Genomic DNA, 20728 nt, shown 5'->3' with positions numbered 1-20728 from the left:
CCGCGGCACGTGTCGGGCAGGTTAGCGCCATATTACGATAAATCCGACCTGATTAGTCGGGAATTACCCGGCCGCCTGGACGCGGCCGTCTGGCGCTCTCCACCGGATGCCGCCGCTCAGCAGCAATCGCGAATCGGTGTGCCGTCGGCGTGGTGGTAGTGGACATTCGACGACTCGTTGAGTGCGCGGTCGCCTGTCCGTGCCTGAGAGGTCTCGAACACCCCGGCTGCGGCGCCCAGCTCCAACGCCCGTTCCACATCCACCACCCGGGGCCCTCGGCGCTGCACTTCAGCAGTCGCCGCTTCGTCGGCGCCGATCGTGCGCTCCCGGTCGCCGTCAAGCGACAGCACCGTCGGGCCTCGTAGCTCCACGGCTTCACCCAACTCGACGCGGCGGTGATCGAGCACGGGCACAGTCCGGTACAGCCCGGGTGCCAGCGCGACGCGCATCGGCCGACCGCCCGGTCCGCACTCCACCAGCACGCCCGCGTCCTCGTCGAAGGGGCAAGGCCGTAGCAGCCCCGCCAGTGAGCTCAGCCCGATACTTGCAGGATGGGCGCGCGACACCAGGACCTGCCGCAGTAGCGCCCCGTCCGCTGGCATCCGATTGCCGACGAAGTCATCGGCCAGCGTCACGGCGTCGACCAGCGCGATCTCGGTCCAACCGTCCGGCAGCACCCCGGTGTGCAATCCGACTGTGATCAGCTTCGAACGGGGGGCGCACGCCGCGGGGTCGACCACTCCGCTCGCCAGGAGCCCGGCGGCGGCACCGGCCACTGTGGGCTCGGTCAGGCTGGGAAACACGTTGTTCGTACCGGTCGACATCGGCACCACGACGGCCTCGGGCCACACCCCGCAGACCGTGCGGTTGGTCCCGTCACCGCCCAGCGTGACCAGCACGCTGACATTGCGTGCCCGCATAGCCTCGACGGCGCGCACCGTGTCGGTGGGCGAGACGGTCGCACCGACGTCGACGATCTCGATCTCGGCATCTATGCGCAGGTCGGTGAGTGCCCCGGTGGCGATGCCGAACGGTTCTGCCATGGCCACGATTCGCGTCGCCCCGGCGGTGACGGCGCCGATGACTGCCCGGGCGATGCGATTGCGCTTGTCCTCGGTGGTGGACACAGCGCCTCGCGCCGCAACCCGGCGAACGTCGCGCCCCGAGACCGGGTTCGCAATGATCCCGACTGTGCCGTCGGCGGTGTTTCGGCCGGAGCAGTGCTCGTTCAGCCTTGGGGCAGATCCGACCATCGCTCGATGACGCTAACCACCCGCGGCGCCTGACTGCCGCGCGGTGCTCTGAACTGTTGTACTGGGGACATGGCCGGTGGAGCAAAGACAGGCGACCTCACTCCACTCGAAGCGCACACCTGGTCGCCGGCTGCATTGACCATTGCGGGGGCAGATTCCTCCGGCGGAGCCGGGCTCGCAGCGGATCTGCGCGCGTTCGCCGCATCCGGCGTTCACGGCGCCTTTGCGCTGACGCTGGTGTCGGCACAGAACACCGCCGAGTTCCGAGCTGCGCAACCCGTCGATGCCGAGTTGGTGGCGGCGCAGATTCACGCGGTGCTCGACGACATGCCAATTGCGGCTTCCAAGACGGGCCTGCTGCTCACTGCTGACACTGTCGCTGCCGTCGCATCGATGGCGGCCCGGCGGCTCCCCCAATTGGTGGTGGATCCGGTGCTGGTGGACGGTGCCGGCGAACCCATGCTCAGCCCCGAAGCCGAGCGATCGGTCGCAACTCGCCTGCTGCCGAGCGCCCGGGTCGTGACACCCAACCATCTTGAGGCGGGGCGATTGGTCGGCAGCGATCTGGGCGACGAGATTGAGGCGTGGATCGACGCCGCCCATGAGCTTGCGGCCGCGGGTCCCGAGGCCGTGATCGTCACCGGCGGCCGACTCCAGACTGGCGAGACGATCACCGATGTCGTCGTCTGCAACGGCAAGGTGCGTCTGCTGTCGGCTCCGCGCATAGACACCCGCAACGTTCGTGGGTCGGGAGACATTTTCTCGGCGGCCATCTGTGCAGAACTGGCCAAGGGCGCAGAGTTGGATGCTGCGATTGACCGTGCCCACGATCTGACAACACGCGCGATCTCCGTGGGGGCAACTCGCCGCCTCGGCAGCGGCCGCGGACCCGTCGACCCCTTCGCCGTCTGAACCCGGTCCCGTTCGGACCAGCCTGCCTACACTGCGAACGCTGAACGTGGCGTCGAGCCCGAGTTCGCCTCGAGGTCGACGGAGGCGCACACCCCAGGAGGCACACGGTGACACGCGAGCGCTGGCAGGCAGAGTTCGAGGCCACCTCGGTGCGCGACGCCGATTTCGAAACGATGAGCGGCCTCGACTTGGAACCGCTGTACGCGCCTGCCGACGACGAGCCCGATTCGAACGTCAGCTGGCCCGGCCAATACCCCTACACGCGCGGCGTACACGCCAGCGGCTACCGCGGCCGGCTGTGGACAATGCGGATGTTCGCCGGTTTCGGTACACCGGAAGACACCAACAAGCGCTTCCACGAGATCCTCGAAGCGGGCGGTGGCGGTCTGTCGACTGCGTTTGACATGCCCACCCTCATGGGCCTCGATTCCGACGATGTCATGTCGCTGGGCGAGGTGGGCCGCTGCGGCGTCGCAGTCGACTCGATCGAGGACATGGCAGCGCTGTATGACGGCATTGACCTTGAGGCGACGACCACGTCTATGACGATCAACGCGCCCGCCGCCACGATCTGGGCGATGTTCGTGGCCAACGCCGAAGAACATGGCGCGCATCGCAGCAAGCTCGGCGGCACGCTGCAAAACGACATCCTCAAGGAGTACCAAGCCCAAAAGGAATGGGTGTACCCCCCGCGGCCCTCGATGCGTCTCGTTGCCGACACCATCGAGTTCGCCACCAACGAGATGCCCCGGTGGAACTCGGTGTCGATCAGCGGCTACCACATTCGCGAAGCCGGTTCGACGGCGGCCCAAGAGCTTGCATTCACCTTGGCCAACGGGTTCGCCTACGTCGAGGCCGCCGCCCAGCGGGGCCTGTCGACCGACGAGTTCGCGCCGCGGCTGAGCTTCTTCTTCAATGCTCACATCGATTTCTTTGAAGAGATCGCCAAGTACCGAGCGGCACGCCGCATCTGGGCTCGGTGGATGCGCGACCGTTACGGCGCGCAGAGCGAGCGGTCGATGATGCTGCGGTTCCACACCCAGACGGCGGGGGTGTCGCTCACTGCGCAGCAGCCGGAGATTAACATCGCTCGCACGGCGATCGAGGCGCTCGCCGGGGTGCTGGGAGGCACTCAGAGCCTGCACACCAACTCGATGGACGAGGCACTGGCGCTGCCGACCGACAAGGCGGCCCGGATTGCGCTGCGGACCCAACAGATCATCGCCCACGAGACCGGGGCAGCGAACGTCATCGACCCGCTCGGGGGCAGCTGGTTCATCGAGGAATTGACCGACAAGCTCGAGGCCGAGGCGGAAGAGATGTTCTCCCACATCGACGACTTCGGTGACGGCTCGATGCTCGAAGGCGCATTCCGCCTGATCGACGAGGGCTGGTACCAGTCCGGGATCGCCGACGCGGCCTATGACTTCGAGAAGAAGGTGAATGCGGGTCGCCGGGTCGTGGTGGGGGCCAGCGCCTTCACCGAGGGCAGCGAGGACGACGACATCGACCTCCTGAAGATCACCAGCGACGATGAGCAGCGTCAGGTCAAGCGGTTGCAGCAGGTTCGAGCCGACCGGAATCAGGCCGCTGTCTCCGAAGCACTGGTGTCGCTTCGCCGGGCGGCCGAAACCGACGCCAACCTCATGCCGCACCTGATCGAGTCTGTCCGGACGCGGGCCACGGTGGGAGAGGTGACCAACGCCTTGGCCGACGTCTTCGGGCGGTACACCGAGCGGCCATTCATCTGATCGGAAGCCAGTCTCGGGTGCGACACGACGTGTCGCAGACGGCACGAATGACCTGCGGTTTCGCTGTTTGAGCGAATTGCCGGCTCCCCGGCGGGGTTGGGCTAATGTCCCGTCATTCCGACCCGGAGGCCGTCACGTTGACCACACTGCCCGCGCCGCAGTCAACCCGCGCGCGAGCGTGGTTGGCGGGTTCGCGCTGTATCGGTCGATCCGGGCGGGTCGTCTCAATGGCGTTGCTGGCGGCAGGGGTGCTCGCAGCTTGCGGAGGCGGGACCGAGCAGACCCAAGTTGAGCGCGAAGTTCAGGACTACCTGCAGGGCGTGGTGGCGCCTGCGGAGATTGCTGACATCGACTGTCCCGAAGACGCCCCCATCCGTCCGGGTTCGACGTTCCTGTGCGACGGCCTTGTCGAGGGCGCCTTCTATGAGGCACAGGTGACGATCATCGACGAGCAGGGACGCCGCGAAATCCGGCCTCGTCAAGCAGTGATGCAGGTCAATGCCACCGAGACGGCGCTGGGCGCCGAAGCGGCGACGGCGCTGGGATTCAATGTCCAGGCCAATTGCGGCGACGACCAGTACCTGGTGGTCTCCGTCGGCCATACGTTTTTGTGCACGCTCGAGCGATCCGATACGGCGGCCACGCAAGACATCGAGGTCAAGGTCCAGAACGAGATCGGTGCCATCGAGTGGAGGCTGAAGGGCTAGGCCCAAGTCGTGGGCGAGGATCAATATGGCTCGGCATAGATATGACGCGGCGGGGAACTTGCGCCCGTTGCACCAGCGCAGCCCTGGCCTGTGGTGGACCGCAGTCCTCGTCGTGGCAGCGATGCTGCTGACCGGCTTCGCGGCAATTGCCTCAGTGCTCTAACCAGTAGTGCGCCGGAGGCGCGCAGATCCACCGACGCGGCGTCAGGCGCGCACGTCAACCACGGTGCGTCCTTGCACCTCGCCGGCCAGGATCTTCGGGCCCAGGTCGGCGAGTTCGCCCAGGCCCACCGTCGTCGCCATCGACGCCAGCAGATCGCGGTCGACGAGTTGGTCCAGCCGCTGCCATGCCGCGGCGCGCGGCTCATATGGGCACATGACCGAGTCGATGCCAAGAAGGTTCACACCGCGCAACAGGAAGGGAATGACTGTCGTGTCCAGTCCGTTGCCCCCCGCGAGGCCGCACGCTGCCACGCTCGAGCCGTACGACATCTGGGTCAACGCATTCGCCAGCGTGGTGCCGCCGACCGCGTCCACGCATCCGCCGAATCGTTCACTGCCGAGTGGCCGCTGGGGCGGTTCAGACAGCTCCGACCGGTCGATGATCTCGGAGGCGCCGAGGTTGCGCAGGTAGTCCGCGGTCTGCGGCCGACCCGTCGAAGCAGCGACCGCATGGCCGGCCGCCGACAACAGGTGCACTGCGACACTGCCGACCCCGCCCGCTGCGCCCGTGACGAGTACTGGCCCCGATGCAACGCCGTGGGTCTCCAGCGCTTGGGCGGCCAGCATCGAGGTGAACCCCGCCGTTCCAATCGTCATCGCTTCGAAGGTCGTCAGTCCATCGGGCAGTCGGACCAGCCAGTCGCCGCTGACTCGTGCTCGCTCTGCGTATCCACCCCAGTGCGCCTCGCCGACCCGCCAACCGGTGAGCACCACGCGATCGCCTGCGGCGAAGCGGCTGTCGTCGGAGGACTCCACGACTCCAGCGAAGTCGATGCCTCCCACATGCGGGTACATGCGAACAAGCCGTCCGATCCCCCCCAGGATCATCCCGTCCTTGTAGTTCAGGGTGCTGTACTCGACAGCGACCGTTACGTCGCCGTCGGGCAGCTGGCCGTCATCGATGTCGGCCAGCTTTGCCGTGACGGCCCGATCCTGCTCGTGCAGCATCAATGCGCGAAATGCCATGGATGTCTCCTCGTAGCGTGTTGCCCTCGACCCTGCAGGCCCAGCGAACCCGCGGGACATTACCGCCCAGGTGTCCGGCACCACCGTTGAAGGCGCCTACGGACCCGCAGGGCGCCCTCAGTAGGCTGCCGTCATGGCCTTGAGCGACCCGATGGCTCCCCCCAACGCAGTGCGTGAATCGATGATGGAGACGCGGCGCGAGACATTCGACGTCACGCCGGCAGCTCTCGACAAGGTGATCGAGCTGCGCGACAGCGAGGTCGACGGCGAACAGCTCGCACTGCGCATCGAGGTGACCGGCGCTCAAGGCGTCGACTACACCTACGACCTCGCGTTCGAGTTGCTGACCGAGGCCGACCCAGCCGACGTTCCGTTCGGTGTGGGGGGCGGTCTGACGGTGTTGATTCCCGATCGCGACGTGCCGAAGCTCGACGGTGCCTCATTGGATCTGCCCTCGAATCCGAACCAGCCCGGCCTGGTGCTGCGCAACCCGAACCGACCCGATCTGGGGCCCAATGCCCAGCTCGACCTCGACGGATCGGTGGCGGACAACGTCCGCGAAGTGCTGACCAAGCGCATCAACCCTTCGATTGCCGCTCACGGCGGGTTTGCCGAGTTGGTTTCCGTCGAAGGCGACACAGTGGTCGTCAAGCTGGGCGGCGGCTGCCAAGGCTGCGGCATGGCGAATGCCACCGTCACCGCAGGCATCGAGCGCACACTGCGCGAGCTGATCCCCGAGGTCGAGCGGGTCGTCGACCTCACCGACCACGCCTCGGGCGAGAACCCTTACTTCACCTAGGCACGGCATCGCAGCTCGTCGAACCTCGGAGGCACCGGCTGTGGGCGTGATCCTCACCGACCAGGGCGAGCTCGCAGCGCCGGAGCGCGCGATGGTCATCGTCGCCCATCCCGACGACATCGATTTCGGCATGGCGGGAACCGTTGCAGCGCTGACCTCAGCCGGCTGCCATGTGGCCTACTGCCTCGCCACGAGCGGGGAAGCCGGCGACGATGACATGTCCCACACGCCCGACGAGCTGGCCGCCATGCGGCAGGCCGAACAGACCGCAGCAGCGGCGAGGGTGGGTGTGAGCGATCTGCACTGGCTCGGCCATCCCGACGGCATGGTCGTGGCCGATTTGGGTTTGCGCCGCGACATTGCTCGGGCGATCCGGATCTCGCGCCCCGACGTGGTGATGTGCCAGACCACGGTCCCCAACTGGGACCACATCTACATCTCCCACCCTGATCACCTGGCGACGGCTACGGCCGCATTGGCGGCTGTCTATCCCGACGCTCGCAACCCGCGAGCGTTTCCGGAGCTCCTCGATGAGGGCCACAAACCCCACAGCGTCAGCGAGATCTGGCTGACAGGCACGGAGCCAAACCGCTATGTCGACATCACCGACACGTTCGAGCGCAAGATGGCTGCGCTCAAGGAACATCACAGCCAGGTCGCTCAATTCGATGAGCTTGACGAACGGGTCCGGGAATGGTGCACCAGCACCGCTGAGTTAGGTGGCATGAGCGAAGGACGGCTCGCCGAGGCGTATCGAGTCGTCCCGGCCGGCTAGGCGACACGGACGCCCGACGCCGTAGGCTCCTGCGCTGGCTGGCGTGCGCCAGGCTCGGCCGATTCGATCGCTTGAGATTCGAAGACCACGCCGACGGCGACTCGAACGAGGGGAGACGAGACGATGGGACGAGGGGTCATTGCGTACGGGGCGTATGTGCCGTACTGGAGACTGGACCGCTCCAAGATCACTGCGGTGATGGGCTCCGGCGGTGGCCGCGGGCACCGTGCGGTGGCCAGCTACGACGAGGACACCACGACGATGGGTGTCGAGGCAGCGCGCAACGCTCTGCGCGGCACCGACATCGTTCCCGATTCGGTGCTGTTCTCGACCGCCAATCCTGCCTACATGGACAAGACGAACGCCTCTGCGATTCATGCGGCGCTGGATCTGCCCCGTTCCTCATGGGCTGTCGACGCAGGTGGGGCGCCACGCTCGTCAGAAGCCGTCTGGGCGCTCGCGGCTGCGAATCGCGGTACCAACCTGGCGATCGCCTCTGATCTGCGTACCGGTCGCCCTACCAGCAGCGACGAGGCCGGCGGAGGCGACGGCGCTGCCGCGTTCGTCTTCGGTGACGACTCGGTTTCGCCGGTGCTGTGCGAGTGGCTCGGCGGCGCGGTCGCCACGGCTGAATTCACTGATCGCTACCGGCAGCCCGGGGATGCGTTCTCGCGGATCTGGGAGGAACGGTTTGGCGAGCAGGTGTACCTGCCGCTCGCCAACGACGCCATCGAGCGTGCGCTCGTCGACGCGAGCGTCGGGCTTGACGGGATCGACAAGATCGCGATCGTCGGCATGCACGCACGCGCTGTGCGCGGACTGTCCCGTGTTGCTGGTGACAAGCTCGTCGCTGATCTCACCGGCGAGATCGGCAATACCGGCTCGGCGCACCCGGCCGTCGTATTGGCGGCGATCCTCGACGAGGCCACACCTGGCCAGACGATCCTGCTCGTCCATCTCGCCGACGGTGCCACGGTTGATGTGCTGCGCACGACCGACGCCATCGCCGATTACACGCCGTTTGCGTCGGTTCGGTCCCAGATCGATCGAGGCAACGACGCGCTCGATTACAACAAGTACCTGACTTGGCGCGGCTTCTTGGACCGCGAACCGCCCCGTCGCCCAGACCCTGAACGCCCCGGCGCGCCGCCGGCGTTCCGTTCCGAGGACTGGAAGTACGCCTTTGTCGGCTCGCGTGACCGCAGCACTGGCGCGATCCACCTGCCGCCGATGCGAGTGTCGATGGAAGGCGGTGCCGTCGACGACATGGAGCGCGTCCGCATGGCGGACATTCCCGCCACGATTGCGACGTTCACCGTCGATCGCCTGGCCTTCTCGCTGTCCCCGCCGATGGTGGCAGTCGTCATCGACTATGACGGTGGGGGTCGCTTCCAGGCCGAGATGACCGATGTCGATCCAGATGAGGTGAGGATCGGCGACCGCGTCGAAATGACGTTCCGGCGCCTGTACAGCGCGGAGGGAATCCATAACTACTTCTGGAAGGCGCGACCGGCTGCAGGGTGACGCAGCATGAGCCAGTCTCCAGCGGCCATAATGTCGCTGGGAGATGAGGTGCTTGCGCGCTCAACGCTGCGCCGGCCGAGCATCCACCAGTCCATCACCCAAGACAAAACCCACCACAAGGCAGGCACACATGAGTTCACATGGCATTCGCGACAAGGTCGCGATCGTCGGAATGGGTTGCACCCAGTTCGGCGAGCACTGGGACCGCAGCGTCGATGACATGCTCACCGACGCCGCGCACGAGGCGTACGCGTCTGCGGGCGTCGAACAAGACGACATCGACGCCTTCTGGCTCGGCACGATGGGTTCGGGAGTCTCCGGCCTGACACTGTCCAAGCCGCTGCAGCTCGACTACAAGCCGGTCACCCGGCTCGAGAACATGTGCGCCACCGGATCCGAAGCGTTCCGCAACGCTGCCTACGCAGTCGCATCGGGCGCCTACGACATGGTGATGGCCATCGGCGTCGAGAAGCTGAAGGACTCGGGCTACTCCGGTCTGACGGGCGCTCGTCCGCCGAGCGACGGCACCGACTCGTCGATCACCGCTCCGGCCACGTTCAGCCTGCTGGCACCGGCCTACGCCCACAAGTACGGGCTCGATGAGGACACCATGAAGGAAGTCCTCACCCGCATCGCCTGGAAGAACCACCGCAACGGCGCACTGAACCCCCGGGCTCAGTTCCGCAAGGAGGTCGCCAAGGAGACCATCGCCGGCTCGCCGCTGATCGCTGGTCCGCTGGGCATCTTCGACTGCTCGGGCGTGAGCGACGGTTCGGCCGCTGCAGTCCTGGTACGGGCCGAAGACGCCCACAAGTACTGCGACAACCCGCTGTACATCAAGGCGCTCAGCTTCGCTTCCGGCCCGGCGACCGGTGCCCTCGACAGCACCTACGACTACACCACCTTCCGTGAGGTCCAGGCATCGGCAACCGAGGCCTACAAGCAAGCTGGCATCACCGACCCCCGCTCGCAGATCGCGATGGCTGAGGTGCACGACTGCTTCACGCCGACCGAGCTGGTCCTGATGGAGGATCTTGGCTTCGCCGAGCGTGGCCTGGGCTGGAAGGAAGCCATGGCCGGCACGTTCGACCTCGATGGCGACCTCCCGGTCAACCCAGACGGCGGTCTGAAGAGCTTCGGCCACCCGATCGGTGCATCCGGCCTGCGGATGCTCTTCGAGTGCTGGCTGCAGCTGCGTGGCCAGGCCCCGCCTGAGCGGCAGATCCCCTCGGTGACCGAGCACGGCAAGACGCTGGGACTCACCCACAACCTCGGCGGACAGCCTGGGGCGGCAGTGAGCTTCGTCTCAGTCGTCGGTTCCGAGCTGGGCTAGTCGTACAACCCAACGCTTGACGGCCCGGGGCGCATGCTCCGGGCCGTTTCGCGTCTGGACTCTCTCGTGCACCCGGGGTGCGAGGGGGTGGGCGCACCCATGCTCGGACAGGCGCAGCGCCGCCCGTTGCACGGTGGATGGGCTTCGGCGCTGCGAACTGCGCGTGGGCACCCCCACCCCCTCACACTCCTACCGTTCGAGGCCTCTAGGCAGTGATGCGGGCGAGGGTCTTTTGTACCGCGGCGGCTATGCCTTCGGCGTCTAAGCCTAGTTCGGCGTGTAGTTCTTGGGCAGTGCCGTGGGGAAGGTAAGCGTCGGGGGTTCCCAGCTGCGCGATGCGTGGGACGCTCGGGGTGTCGAGTTGTTGCAGGGCGTCGCTGACGAGGCTGCCGAAGCCGCCTACTCGTACGCCGTCTTCGACAGTGACGACGAGAGGGTGGGCCGCGGCGTCGAGCACCATGGAGCGGTCAAGCGGCTTCAGGATTCTTGGGTCCCATACGGAGACCTCTACACCTTCGGCGCTCAGGTGTTCGGCTGCTTCGAGGGCTGCGTTGAACGTCTGACCGGCGGCCAGGATGCAGGCATCGGGGCCCGAACGGTGTTGGCGGGCTTGTAAGCGCGTTACGCCCGCGACGAAGCCTGGTTGGCGGACCGATGCATCCACTGGGCCTTTGCCTCGCGGCCAGCGAATTGCTGCAGGGCCATCGGTGATCTCGAGCGCTTGCGCGAATGCAATGGGCAGTTCGTCAGGTGACGACGGGGCGAACACGGTCATGCCCGGAACTCGGCTGAACATGGCTATGTCGTAGAGACCGTGGTGGGAGGCGCCGTCCGGTCCGGTGACGCCAGCCCGGTCAACGCAGAGGATGACCGGCAGACGGTGCAGGCCGATGTCGTACAGCGCTTGGTCGAAAGCTCGCGCCAGGAAGGTCGAGTACACCGCAACTACCGGCCGGAGGCCGGCGCGCGCCATGCCGGCGGCTGAGGTCAGCGCATGCTGCTCGGCGATGCCGACGTCGTAGAAGCGATCGGGGAATTCACGCTGGAATGGCAGCAGCCCGGTGGAGCCGGGCATGGCTGCGGTGATCGCGACGATGTCACGGTCGCGTCGCGCCGCTGCGATGAGTGTCTCGGTGAACACAGCGGTGTAGTCGCGCACGACGGGCTCAGCAGGCTCGGCTGCCTCTGCATCGGCATCGGGGTCTGCTGGTGCAACTGCGAGATTGGCAGGTGGCCCGACGTCTGTGCTGAGCGGCGGTGCACCACCGGTGGCGGGATCGAACAAGCCGATGTCGTGAAGGTGCTTCTCGGTGTCGTGCTCGGCAGGTGCGTAGCCGCGTCCCTTCTGCGTCACCACGTGGACGACGATCGGGCCGTTCACATAGGAGGCAGCGTCCCGGAAGGCCGATTCCATCGCCGGAATGTCGTGCCCGTCGACGGGGCCGACATAACGCACGCCCAGCGTCTCGAAGAATGCCGGGGGTCCCCACATTTCGCGCATTGCGGCAGCGGCGCTGTCCAGGCTCCGGCGCACACCGTCTCCCAGTGGCACCCGTTCGAGCAGGTGGTCGACTGCTCGACGGCCCTGCACGTAGTGAGGCGACTGCCGCAGCCGGGACATCACGGTAGAGAGCCGGCTGACGGTTGGTGCATAGGAGCGGCCGTTGTCGTTGAGCACGATCAGCGCCCGCTGGGCGTAGTGGCCGAGGTTGTTGAGTGCCTCGAATGCCATCCCGCCGGTCATGGAGCCGTCGCCGATGACTGCGACGACGCGCCGGTGCTCGTGGCCTGTCAGCTGGAAGCCCGTAGCGAGACCGGAAGCCCAGCTCAGCGACGTCGACGCGTGGCTGTTCTCGACAATGTCGTGAACGGACTCCTGCGCGCTGGGGTATCCCGACAGACCGTGCCGCTGGCGCAGTCGCTCGAAGCCGTCCTTTCGGCCGGTAATGAGCTTGTGCACGTACGCCTGGTGCCCGGTGTCCCAGATGATGACGTCGCGCGGTGATTCGAAGACCCGGTGAAGCGCCACGCTGAGTTCGACCGCCCCGAGATTCGAACCGAGATGGCCGCCGGTCCGCGAGACGGCCTGCACCACGAAGTGCCTGATCTCCGCGCAGAGCTCGTCGAGCTGCGCGGGGTCGAGCGCCCGCAGGTCAGCCGGACTGGTGAGCTTGGCGAGGTGCATTCGCGGCCCAAGGGTACTCAGCGCCCAGCGGGCACTTCGGCGGCCGCCTCGGCGCGCTCGCGATGTCCGCCGAGCGCGAGGGTCGGCGCCCCCGAAAGGCTGACGAGCAATGTCAGGGCGTACAGCAGCAGGCCGAGCAGCACGGCCTGGCCTTCGTTGACGCCGTGTGCGTCGAGGAACAGCACCAGCGCTGTCTCGCGGACCCCGAGTCCGCCGATGGCAACGGGCAGGTTCTGCACGATCAGCACCATCGGAGCGAATGCAAACCACGCGAGCAAACCGGGGTTCGCACCGATGGCGGCGCCGGCGAGAGCCGTGGCCAGCACGAGCAGGAACTGGTAGGCAAACCCGATGCCGAGGAGACGCCCGGCCGCACTGCGGTGCCTGCGAAACACGGTCAGGCCGGTGTGCACCGCACCGAGCCAGTCCCGGATGTGGCTGCCTCCTGACAGTCGGCCGAGACCGCGGGGATGTTCGGCGAACCAGACGACAAGCGCCAGTATCAGCAGCGTCCCGAGCGCCAACGCACCGGCGATCTGCCCTCCCGAGTGGCGCAGCAGGCTCGGCTGCAGCGTCAGCGCAGCGAGCGTGAAGATGGGCAGCACGATCCAGCCGGTGAGCCGTTCGATGATGACGGTCGCGAAGGCGTTGGCACGACTGCCGCACATGCGGCCCAGCCGGTTGATGCGCAGAACGTCGCCGCCGATGGCGGTGGGCAGGAAGTTGCCGACGAACTGCGCCGCCAAGTAGATCGACAGCATGGAACGGCATGACACTCCGACACCGAGGGTGTGCGCTACATGCCACCACCGAGCAGAGGCCATGAAGAACGCGATCGCAATTGCCGCCGTCGCAGCAACCAACCAGGCTGCGGCGGCGCTCTTGGATCCCAGATCGAGCGAGGAGATCTCCTCTCGGCTGACCGAAATCAGCCACGCGAGCAAGCCGCCGCTGACGCCCAAGCGCAGCACGATGCGCACCAGCGGCACGGCCAGAAAGCGCAGTACCGAGCGCACCAGCGGCGACCGAGCGATGCGCCGCGCCGCGCTCGTGCTGAAGTGCAGCAGCCGTCGCTGCAGTGGCGGGACTGGTGCTTCGGTGTCGCGCACTGCTGTCAGGCTGCCATGGCGCGGCAGCGCCGCGGCTGCATTCCGCAGCGCTGGCTCGGCGCGTCGCCCCAGTGGGCACGGCGACCCACGTCGATCCGGAAGCGTTTCACGTGGCTTCGCACAATAGTGTTGCGGACGCGCAGTTCACCCGCAGCTGTGGCCCGGTGGTCCGGTGCCGATGGCGGCAGTCGAATCATTGCGGCGCTGTGACCATGCTGTGTCCCAACGTTGGCGGAGAACATGACACTCACATCTGACACGACAGCGACGGCGAAGCCACTGGTGGAACTCGATGTCGTCGACGCGACGCTGCGCGCGGCGCTGGACGCAGGCGGCGAGTGGGCTGAGCTGTTCGCCGAGGATCGCGAATCGGCCGCGGTGGTCTTCGACGAAGGCCGCGTCGAGGAAATGAATTCGGGCCGCGATCGCGGTGTCGGCATCCGGGTGACTGCGGGCGACGTCACCGGCTATGCGCACACGTCAGACCTGAGCGCCAAGGGGCTCGCTGAGGCCGCACGCACGGCCGCAGCCGTGGCGAGACGGCAGCCGCACGGCGGCACGGTCGACATGATGTCATTCTTCGGAACGGGTCTCGCTGAGCCACAGGTCGCCGTCTTGCCGGCATCGGTCGGTGCGGAGCACAAGGTGGCATTGCTGCGTGCTGCGGACGATGCTGCCCGCTCCAACCACGAGGCCATCACCCAGGTGACTGCTCGTTATGGCGAGAGTCGCCGCCGGATCATGGTGGCGAACACCAGTGGCGTGTGCGCAGCCGACGACCAGGTGCGGACGCTCTTCTCGGTGGGGTGTGTCGCGAGCGGCGACGGCGGCTTGCAGACCGGACGCGAGACAGTTGGTTACACGGTGGGATGGGAACTGTTCGACGACTATGACCCAACCGAGCTCGCCGTGCGTGCGGCGCAGCGCGCCGTCACCAAGCTCGCAGCTCGCCCCGCACCGAGCGGCGAGGTGCCCGTGGTCATCGCTTGCGGCGGGGGCGGCGTGCTCTTCCACGAGGCCTGCGGTCACGGCCTCGAGGCCGATCTGGTTCGCAAAGGCGCATCGGTGTTCGCCGGCCGGGTGGGCTCCCAGGTCGCAGCCAGCGGCGTGACACTGGTCGACGACGGCACGATGGGACCCGAGTGGGGAGCGTTGGTCATCGACGACGAAGGCCATCCCACCCAGCGCAACGAGCTGATCAGCGACGGTGTCCTGACCGACTACATGTGGGACTGGCTGCGCAGCCGCGACGAGGGCCGTGCGCCGTCGGGCAACGGTCGCCGCCAGAGTTATACGCACCTGCCGATGGTCCGGATGACGAATACATTCGTCACCAACGGCGACACCGATCCCGCAGACATCATCGCTGATACTCAGTCAGGCGTCTATGTGGCGCACCTCGGCGGCGGCCAGGTCAACACCGCCACTGGCGATTTCGTGTTCGGCATGACCGAGGCGTACCTCATCTCCGACGGTGTCATCACCGAACCGCTGCGCGAGGGCAACCTGATCGGCAACGGTCCCCAGGTGCTGGCCGACATCGACGCCATCGGAAACGACTTCGCCATGGGGAGCCCCGGTACGTGCGGCAAAGACGGCCAGGGCGTGCCTGTCGGCGACGGCCAGCCCACGTTGCGCGTCCGGGCACTCACGGTGGGGGGCACCGCCGCGTGAGCGGCGGGGTGTGACAGCGCGTGAGCGGCGGGGTGTGACAGCGCGTGAGCGAACAACGGCAATTCGACACCGACGAGCTAGCCCAGCTAGCCGAGCGGGTGTGCGAGCAGGCCCAGGGCGACGAGCAGATCGAGGTTTGCGTGTCGACGGGGCGCTCCACCACAGTGCGCGCCTACAACGGCGACGTCGAGTCCTTGCGTTCGGGCCGCACCGCAGCGATCGGCGTCCGGGTCGTCGCGCTAGGGCGCCAAGGTTTCGCCTCCGCTGGTTCGCTGGACGCCGACGTGGTGTCCGACACGCTTGCTGCTGCCCGTCGCAACGTGACGTTCGGCGAAGCCGATCCCCATCAGGGGCTCGCTGAACCCGATGGTGCGGTGCCACCTGGCCTCGATCTCAGCGATACCGCGGTTCTGCGCATCAGCGACGCCGAGAAGATTGCAGCGGCTATCGATCTTGAGCGTCGCTGCTTGTCGGCGGATCCGCGCATCTCCGGCGTGCGCGTCGCGGCCTGGAGCGACGGATGGTCGCAGTCGGCTCTGGCGTCAAGCACCGGCATCAGCGTGCAGTCTGAACACGGAAACTGCTCGGTCGGCGCTCAGCCGCTCGCCACCGACGGTGACGAGACGCAGATCGGCTACGCCGGCGATGCTGCATGGCGGCCCGACGAGCTCGACATCGATCGCGTCGTGACGGAATCGACAGCGCTGGCCACCGGGCAGCTCGGCGCGACAAAACCGCCGAGCGAGCACTTGCCAGTCGTGCTTGCCCCGCCCGTTGCGGCGGCGTTCATCGGCGTGGTTGCCAGCGTGCTTGCTGCGGACAGCGTGCTCAAGGGCCGTTCGCCGTTCGCCGATCGTGTCGGCGAGCAGATTGCCGACGAGCGGTTGCATCTCATCGACGACCCCACCGACCCCACGACGCTCGGCGCAGCGAACTTCGACGGCGAAGGTCTCGCAGCGCGCCGCAACGCGCTCATCTCCGCTGGCGTTCTGCGCGGGTTCCTCCACAACTCCTACACCGCGCGCCGGTCAGACACCACGTCGACGGGCTCGGCAGTGCGCGGAACGCGATCTCTCCCGGGCGTGGGCACCCATGCTCCCGTGGTAGCCACGGGCGACATCGCCGCCGACATGCTGCACGCGTCCGTCGGCAACGGCGTGCTCGTACGAGGCGTCAGCGGCCTGCACAGCGGGGTCAATCCCACGAGCGGTGATTTCTCTGTCGGCGCGTGGGGACACCGGATTGCGGGCGGCGAGATCGCTGAGCCATTTCGCGAGGCCACCATCGCTTCCACCTTGCAGCGGATGCTGCTGGCGATTTGCGGCATCGGCGCCAGCGCTGAGCCCCTTGCGGGAGGCATGTCGATGCCGCCGCTGGTGATCGCCGACGTAGCGCTCTCGGGGGTCTGAGCGATGCCACGCGCGCCAGCTTCAGCGGCCGTCGAGAGGCATCCGCACTTGGCAGACGACTGCCCGGCGGGCTGGGTGCGCGTCGACTTTCACACGCACACGATGTGGTCGGGCGACTCGACGACGACGCCAGACGAGTTCGCACAATGCCTGTCCGAGAGCGGCATCGACGTGGTGTGCATCACCGACCACAACGCGGTGCGTGGCGCCCAGCAGCTGCAGGGCGAGCTGGATGCCCGCGTCGTCGTCGGCGAGGAGATGAAAACCCACGCGGGGGAGATCATCGGGCTGTTCCTGACCGAGCGCGTGCCGCAGGGCTTGGCGCCTGTTGCGGCTGCACGAGCCGTCAAATCCCAGGGCGGGCTCGTCTACATCCCGCACCCGTTCGACCCGCTCCGCAACAACCTGCGCCACGACGTCCTCGATGAGCTCGTCGCCGAGGGCCTCGTCGACGGCATCGAGGTCCTGAATGCGAAGACGAGCCTCAACAGCCTCAACTCGCGTGCTGCGCGCTACGCGGGCGAACACCGCTTGGCGCCGGGGGCAGGCAGTGATGCGCACGTCGCCGAAGCGCTCGGGGGCGCATACCTCGAGATGCCCGACTTCGACGACGACGATCCCGCCGGCTTTCTGGCATCGATGCGCCGAGGCTGGGCAGTCGGCCATCACTACGACCCACCCCGTCGCTGGAGGCCGCGCATCGTCCCATCGGTGGGGAGTGACGACTAGGGGCGATTTCAGTGCCGGACTTTGCCGTGGCGTTCCTCCTCGGCTTGCTGCAAGGAGTGACGGAGTTCTTCCCCGTCTCATCGAGCGCCCACCTCGAAGTCGTGCCGTGGCTGGCCGGCTGGGACCTCTTCGACGGCGACACCGAACTCGAGAACGCCTTCGATGTTGCACTCCACGTGGGCACGCTCGGAGGGGCAGCGTTGTACTTGCGCGCCGACATTGCCCGCTATGCCGCAGCCCTGTGGCGCGGCATCCGCGGCCGTGCTGAACGAGACACGGCGATCGCGGCGAGCTTGGCGCTGTCGGCGATTCCTGCCGCAGCGGTGGGGGTTGCCCTCGAAGATCGCCTGCTCGATCTCGCAGAGGAGCCGTTGCTGATTGCGACGCTGTTGGCGGGCTTCGGCTGGTTGCTGTGGCGGTCTGACCTTGCTGCGGGCGAGCGCGGTGCGCAGCGACCGCAGGACTCCTACCGGCTGCGGGACGCCGTCGGCATGGGTCTCACACAGGCAGCGGCGTTGCTGCCCGGCGTGAGCCGCTCGGGAGTGACCATCACCGCAGGCCGCTGGCTCGGCTTCGACCGGGCTGCGGCTGCGCGGCTGGCCTTCCTCATGAGCCTGCCGCTCATCGCAGGGGCGGGTGTCTATCGCGCCATCACGTTGGCGGACGCTGTGCCGACGAGCGAACAGCTCCAGCTGTTCTTCGTCGGGGGTGTTGCTGCTGCGGTGTCGTCCTGGGCGGGGGTTGCCGCCATGGTGTGCCTGCTCGGCCGCGTCGGCAGGCACCCGCCGCGATCCCCGTTCGCGCTGTTCGCCGGCTACCGCCTGGCCTTGGCAGCGGCAGTGGCGATCGTGGCTATCACCGGTTTGCGCTGAGCACGATCGGTACCACGACTCCCGTCGCGCTGGCGCGGGCCACCTCGTCGATGTGAACGGGCTCGATCTCGACGAGCCAGCGATCTCGCGATGCGGCGAGGACGTAGGCAGGCACGCGAGCTGCGCTCATGTCTACGTCGCTGGGATCAAACGGATCTATGTCGGCGAACAGCATCAGTTCCACCTCGGTGCCGGGCTTCACGTCTGGAGCGTGGGACACCACGCTGATCCCGATGCCGCTGCGCCCCGGGCTCACGCCGGACGCGGGGTCGAAGTCCAACTCAGTCAGCAAGCCGCCACGCGGGACCGCCCGAGTCAGCTCGCCAAGGCCGATTGCACTGGTGAGGGCTCCCGCGGGCACGAGGTGAGCGGGCACCTCGACGAGATCGACGTGGTCTTCGGGCGAACTGCCCACCGCCAGCGGGATTTGCGCGGCCAGCACGCGCACCGAGGTGCCCCATGCAGCAGCGGCCGAGCGCGCCCGGCCGGCCATGCCCGCGACGAGCATGAGTGCCACGAGTGCGACGACTCCGACAGCGGACCAGTGCACCAGGTTGGGGCGGCGTCGCCAGAGATCGCCGAGTTGTGAGATGAGCGCCATGAGAGCCTCCGTCGCGAAGCCATCGCAGCGGCTGGGCCGCTGCGGGCTTGTCTCGATGCTGGAGGCGTCAGCCTGACGCCGAGGCGGCCCCCACGGTTGAGCTCGACGAGCCGTTCGACGAGCTGCTGTCCGAGGAGGCCGATTCCTTGCTTGCTGAATCGTTTGTTGAATCGCTTGGCGAATCGCCGGATTTGGTTGACGAAGATGAGCCGGACGACGACGAGCTTGACGAGGACCGGCTGTCGTTCCGGTAGAAGCCGCTGCCCTTGAAGCTGATGCCGACGTTGGAGAAGATCTTGCGGACCTCGCCGCCGCAGGTCGTCTCGTTCGGGCTGTCGGTGCCGTTGACCGCCTCGTCGTCACGAGGTAACGGGCACACCGTGATGGGATCGTCGGAGAAGCTCTGGTAACGCTCGAAGGACTGACCGCAGTCGGTGCAGCGGTACTGGTAGGTGGGCATGAGGCCTCCGTCCTGTCTCGAGCCAGCAACTGAGCCGAGAGCCTGAGCTTGAGCCGCCGAGCAGTGTAGTCACCCGCCCTATGGACGTGTCTACCCAATTGATCACACCGGTGCGCACCGAATCGAAACGTCCCCTAGGTTCGGGCGCCGTGCAGCGCCCCGATCTCGTTGATCGTCACGGCATCGACCAAGAGGCAGCCGAGACGCTTGCCGCCTTCGGGTTCGATGCGGACACCTTTGACGAGCTGCGCGAACAGCTGGTCAGCAGGTCCCGATCGAGCCGCGACACAGTCGCCGTCAACTGGGTGCGCGCGAGCATCGAGCCGCCGCAGCACGGCGACCTCGTTCCGTTGCCGCCGCTGGGCTCAAGCGAACGTTCCCAGCTCGCGCGAGCAGGCTGCGAGGCAATCGCCGCCGGGCACGTGGGTGTCCTGCTTCTGGCAGGCGGTATGGCCACTCGATTCGGCGGCGGCGTCAAGGCGCTGGCGGAGTTGTTCGGGGGACTGACCTTTGCGGACGCCAAGATCGCCGACTTGCGGCGTCTGTCGAGCGAGATGGCGTGCGCAGTCCCGTTGTGGCTGATGACCAGCTTCCAATCGGATCGGCCGCTGCGAGAATGGGCTGCGAAGGCATCCGAGAGCGCCCACGTGCACGTCGATTTCGCTCCCCAGGGTGTGTCGATGCGCATGACCCCCCGCGGCGACTTGTTCCGGAACCGAGCCGGACTTGTGTCATTGCACGCGCCGGGTCACGGAGATGCCCCTTGGGCGATGCGCCGCAGCGGCCTGCTGGGCCGGTTCGCCGATGCCGGCGGACAGTGCGTCTTCGTCACCAACATCGACAACGCCGCAGCAACGCTGGATCCGGCCGTCATCGGCGCGCACCTCGCCGGGCAGCGACCGCTCACCTGCGAAGTCGTCCGGGGCAGTGCGTCGGGGGGTTCACCGTGGCGTGTGGATGGACGGCTGCAGATCGTGGAGGCGTTCCGCCTGCCACCTGAGATTGACCCGATGGCGCCTGGCGCGGTGAACACGAATTCGCTGGTCGCCGACGTGGAGGTGTTCTCAGCAGAATGGCCGCTCACGTGGTTTGAGGTGCGCAAGCAGGTTGATGGCACCGAGGTCGTGCAGTTCGAGCGTCTCATCGGCGAGCTGTCGGCGTTCGTGGACACCACGATGCTGCTCGTTGAGCGCGATGGCCCCGACGGTCGATTCCAGCCGGTGAAAGACCCAGCGGAGCTCGAGAACCGCCGCCCCGAGATCGCGCGCATTCTCTCGGCTCGGGGCATCGTCACCTACCGCTGAGCTGCGCCCGCGGCGCAGACGGCAGGACCCTCTGCTCCAGCGATCCAGCTGGTCGCAACGTCGCAGAGTCTCCTGCCGTCTCCGCCGCTGCGGCATCTGTGTCTGCTGGTGCAGGTCCTCAACCGTCGCCGCTACATTGCTCC

The 20728-nt window shown here is 67.1% G+C and carries 19 protein-coding genes; 13 read left to right on the top strand and 6 right to left on the bottom strand.

Annotation, left to right across the window (positions count from 1 at the left end; genetic code table 11):
• Window positions 1-116: 116 nt before the first annotated feature.
• Entirely contained in the window at window positions 117-1253 is a 1137-nt protein-coding gene (locus tag ACOOF5_RS02995) for an NAD(+)/NADH kinase (RefSeq protein ID WP_420436483.1), read from the bottom strand.
• A 69-nt stretch (window positions 1254-1322) separates the two neighbouring features.
• Between ACOOF5_RS02995 and thiD the strand changes: the two genes are divergently transcribed.
• From thiD to ACOOF5_RS02975, 4 genes are all read left to right on the top strand, one after another.
• Window positions 1323-2165 (top strand): bifunctional hydroxymethylpyrimidine kinase/phosphomethylpyrimidine kinase, encoded by an 843-nt coding sequence (gene thiD / locus ACOOF5_RS02990; RefSeq protein WP_420436481.1) that lies wholly within the window; start codon window positions 1323-1325, stop codon window positions 2163-2165.
• A 107-nt stretch (window positions 2166-2272) separates the two neighbouring features.
• Window positions 2273-3916 carry an acyl-CoA mutase large subunit family protein gene (locus tag ACOOF5_RS02985; RefSeq protein WP_420436479.1) on the top strand — a complete coding sequence of 548 codons (1644 nt, stop codon included), beginning with the start codon at window positions 2273-2275 and terminating at the stop codon, window positions 3914-3916.
• A gap of 227 nt (window positions 3917-4143) precedes the next feature.
• On the top strand, window positions 4144-4623 hold the full coding sequence (locus tag ACOOF5_RS02980; RefSeq protein ID WP_420436477.1) for a DUF4333 domain-containing protein: 480 nt from the start codon (window positions 4144-4146) through the stop codon (window positions 4621-4623).
• Window positions 4624-4648: 25 nt separating this feature from the next.
• Window positions 4649-4786: a hypothetical protein gene (locus tag ACOOF5_RS02975; protein ID WP_420436475.1), complete on the top strand. Its 138-nt coding sequence runs from the start codon at window positions 4649-4651 to the stop codon at window positions 4784-4786.
• A 41-nt stretch (window positions 4787-4827) separates the two neighbouring features.
• Here the strand turns inward: ACOOF5_RS02975 and ACOOF5_RS02970 are convergent, their stop codons facing one another.
• A complete protein-coding gene (locus ACOOF5_RS02970; RefSeq protein ID WP_420436473.1) occupies window positions 4828-5811 on the bottom strand; it encodes an MDR family oxidoreductase in 984 nt (327 codons plus the stop codon).
• A gap of 133 nt (window positions 5812-5944) precedes the next feature.
• Here ACOOF5_RS02970 and ACOOF5_RS02965 point away from each other — a divergent pair, with 133 nt between their 5' ends.
• The 4 genes from ACOOF5_RS02965 (at window position 5945) to ACOOF5_RS02950 (ending at window position 10242) form a co-directional block, all read left to right on the top strand.
• A complete protein-coding gene (locus ACOOF5_RS02965) occupies window positions 5945-6610 on the top strand; it encodes a NifU family protein (RefSeq protein WP_420436471.1) in 666 nt (221 codons plus the stop codon).
• A gap of 46 nt (window positions 6611-6656) precedes the next feature.
• Window positions 6657-7385: a PIG-L deacetylase family protein gene (locus ACOOF5_RS02960; RefSeq protein ID WP_420436469.1), complete on the top strand. Its 729-nt coding sequence runs from the start codon at window positions 6657-6659 to the stop codon at window positions 7383-7385.
• A 123-nt stretch (window positions 7386-7508) separates the two neighbouring features.
• A complete protein-coding gene (locus ACOOF5_RS02955) occupies window positions 7509-8909 on the top strand; it encodes an OB-fold domain-containing protein (RefSeq protein ID WP_420436467.1) in 1401 nt (466 codons plus the stop codon).
• A 130-nt stretch (window positions 8910-9039) separates the two neighbouring features.
• On the top strand, window positions 9040-10242 hold the full coding sequence (locus ACOOF5_RS02950) for an acetyl-CoA acetyltransferase (RefSeq protein ID WP_420436465.1): 1203 nt from the start codon (window positions 9040-9042) through the stop codon (window positions 10240-10242).
• A gap of 205 nt (window positions 10243-10447) precedes the next feature.
• Here the strand turns inward: ACOOF5_RS02950 and ACOOF5_RS02945 are convergent, their stop codons facing one another.
• Both ACOOF5_RS02945 and ACOOF5_RS02940 read right to left on the bottom strand, forming a co-directional pair.
• Entirely contained in the window at window positions 10448-12427 is a 1980-nt protein-coding gene (locus ACOOF5_RS02945) for a 1-deoxy-D-xylulose-5-phosphate synthase (RefSeq protein ID WP_420436463.1), read from the bottom strand.
• A gap of 17 nt (window positions 12428-12444) precedes the next feature.
• Window positions 12445-13536 (bottom strand): lysylphosphatidylglycerol synthase transmembrane domain-containing protein, encoded by a 1092-nt coding sequence (locus ACOOF5_RS02940; protein ID WP_420436461.1) that lies wholly within the window; start codon window positions 13534-13536, stop codon window positions 12445-12447.
• A 240-nt stretch (window positions 13537-13776) separates the two neighbouring features.
• Between ACOOF5_RS02940 and ACOOF5_RS02935 the strand changes: the two genes are divergently transcribed.
• The 4 genes from ACOOF5_RS02935 to ACOOF5_RS02920 are packed head-to-tail and all read left to right on the top strand — an operon-like array spanning window position 13777 to window position 18220.
• Complete coding sequence (locus ACOOF5_RS02935) at window positions 13777-15210, top strand: TldD/PmbA family protein (RefSeq protein WP_420436459.1); 1434 nt, start codon at window positions 13777-13779, stop codon at window positions 15208-15210.
• A 44-nt stretch (window positions 15211-15254) separates the two neighbouring features.
• On the top strand, window positions 15255-16619 hold the full coding sequence (locus tag ACOOF5_RS02930) for a TldD/PmbA family protein (RefSeq protein ID WP_420436457.1): 1365 nt from the start codon (window positions 15255-15257) through the stop codon (window positions 16617-16619).
• Between the two features lie 48 nt (window positions 16620-16667).
• Window positions 16668-17348, top strand: coding sequence for a PHP-associated domain-containing protein (locus tag ACOOF5_RS02925; protein WP_420436455.1), 681 nt, complete (start codon window positions 16668-16670; stop codon window positions 17346-17348).
• An 11-nt stretch (window positions 17349-17359) separates the two neighbouring features.
• Window positions 17360-18220 carry an undecaprenyl-diphosphate phosphatase gene (locus ACOOF5_RS02920; RefSeq protein WP_420436453.1) on the top strand — a complete coding sequence of 287 codons (861 nt, stop codon included), beginning with the start codon at window positions 17360-17362 and terminating at the stop codon, window positions 18218-18220.
• Here ACOOF5_RS02920 and ACOOF5_RS02915 read toward each other — a convergent pair.
• A complete protein-coding gene (locus ACOOF5_RS02915; protein WP_420436451.1) occupies window positions 18204-18821 on the bottom strand; it encodes a hypothetical protein in 618 nt (205 codons plus the stop codon). The two genes, ACOOF5_RS02920 and ACOOF5_RS02915, sit on opposite strands and share 17 nt — an antisense overlap.
• A 67-nt stretch (window positions 18822-18888) precedes the next feature.
• On the bottom strand, window positions 18889-19281 hold the full coding sequence (locus ACOOF5_RS02910; RefSeq protein WP_420436449.1) for an FmdB family zinc ribbon protein: 393 nt from the start codon (window positions 19279-19281) through the stop codon (window positions 18889-18891).
• A gap of 86 nt (window positions 19282-19367) precedes the next feature.
• On the opposite strand from ACOOF5_RS02910, the gene ACOOF5_RS02905 reads away from it, so the two are divergent.
• Window positions 19368-20585 carry a UTP--glucose-1-phosphate uridylyltransferase gene (locus ACOOF5_RS02905; RefSeq protein WP_420436447.1) on the top strand — a complete coding sequence of 406 codons (1218 nt, stop codon included), beginning with the start codon at window positions 19368-19370 and terminating at the stop codon, window positions 20583-20585.
• Window positions 20586-20728 lie beyond the last annotated feature (143 nt).

This window comes from Candidatus Poriferisodalis sp. (assembly GCF_965214215.1).
GTDB lineage: Bacteria > Actinomycetota > Acidimicrobiia > Acidimicrobiales > Poriferisodalaceae > Poriferisodalis.
This window is presented reverse-complemented; position numbering and strand designations above follow the sequence as displayed.

Bases quoted from the DNA above. Each gene is read 5' to 3' on its own strand.
- ACOOF5_RS02995 (WP_420436483.1), bottom strand. From the start codon at position 1,253: ATGGTCGGATCTGCCCCAAGGCTGAACGAGCACTGCTCCGGCCGAAAC.
- ACOOF5_RS02915 (WP_420436451.1), bottom strand. From the start codon at position 18,821: ATGGCGCTCATCTCACAACTCGGCGATCTCTGGCGACGCCGCCCCAAC.
- thiD (WP_420436481.1), top strand. From the start codon at position 1,323: ATGGCCGGTGGAGCAAAGACAGGCGACCTCACTCCACTCGAAGCGCAC.
- ACOOF5_RS02955 (WP_420436467.1), top strand. From the start codon at position 7,509: ATGGGACGAGGGGTCATTGCGTACGGGGCGTATGTGCCGTACTGGAGA.
- ACOOF5_RS02935 (WP_420436459.1), top strand. From the start codon at position 13,777: ATGACACTCACATCTGACACGACAGCGACGGCGAAGCCACTGGTGGAA.
- ACOOF5_RS02910 (WP_420436449.1), bottom strand. From the start codon at position 19,281: ATGCCCACCTACCAGTACCGCTGCACCGACTGCGGTCAGTCCTTCGAG.
- ACOOF5_RS02975 (WP_420436475.1), top strand. From the start codon at position 4,649: ATGGCTCGGCATAGATATGACGCGGCGGGGAACTTGCGCCCGTTGCAC.
- ACOOF5_RS02945 (WP_420436463.1), bottom strand. From the start codon at position 12,427: ATGCACCTCGCCAAGCTCACCAGTCCGGCTGACCTGCGGGCGCTCGAC.
- ACOOF5_RS02950 (WP_420436465.1), top strand. From the start codon at position 9,040: ATGAGTTCACATGGCATTCGCGACAAGGTCGCGATCGTCGGAATGGGT.
- ACOOF5_RS02970 (WP_420436473.1), bottom strand. From the start codon at position 5,811: ATGGCATTTCGCGCATTGATGCTGCACGAGCAGGATCGGGCCGTCACG.
- ACOOF5_RS02980 (WP_420436477.1), top strand. From the start codon at position 4,144: ATGGCGTTGCTGGCGGCAGGGGTGCTCGCAGCTTGCGGAGGCGGGACC.
- ACOOF5_RS02965 (WP_420436471.1), top strand. From the start codon at position 5,945: ATGGCCTTGAGCGACCCGATGGCTCCCCCCAACGCAGTGCGTGAATCG.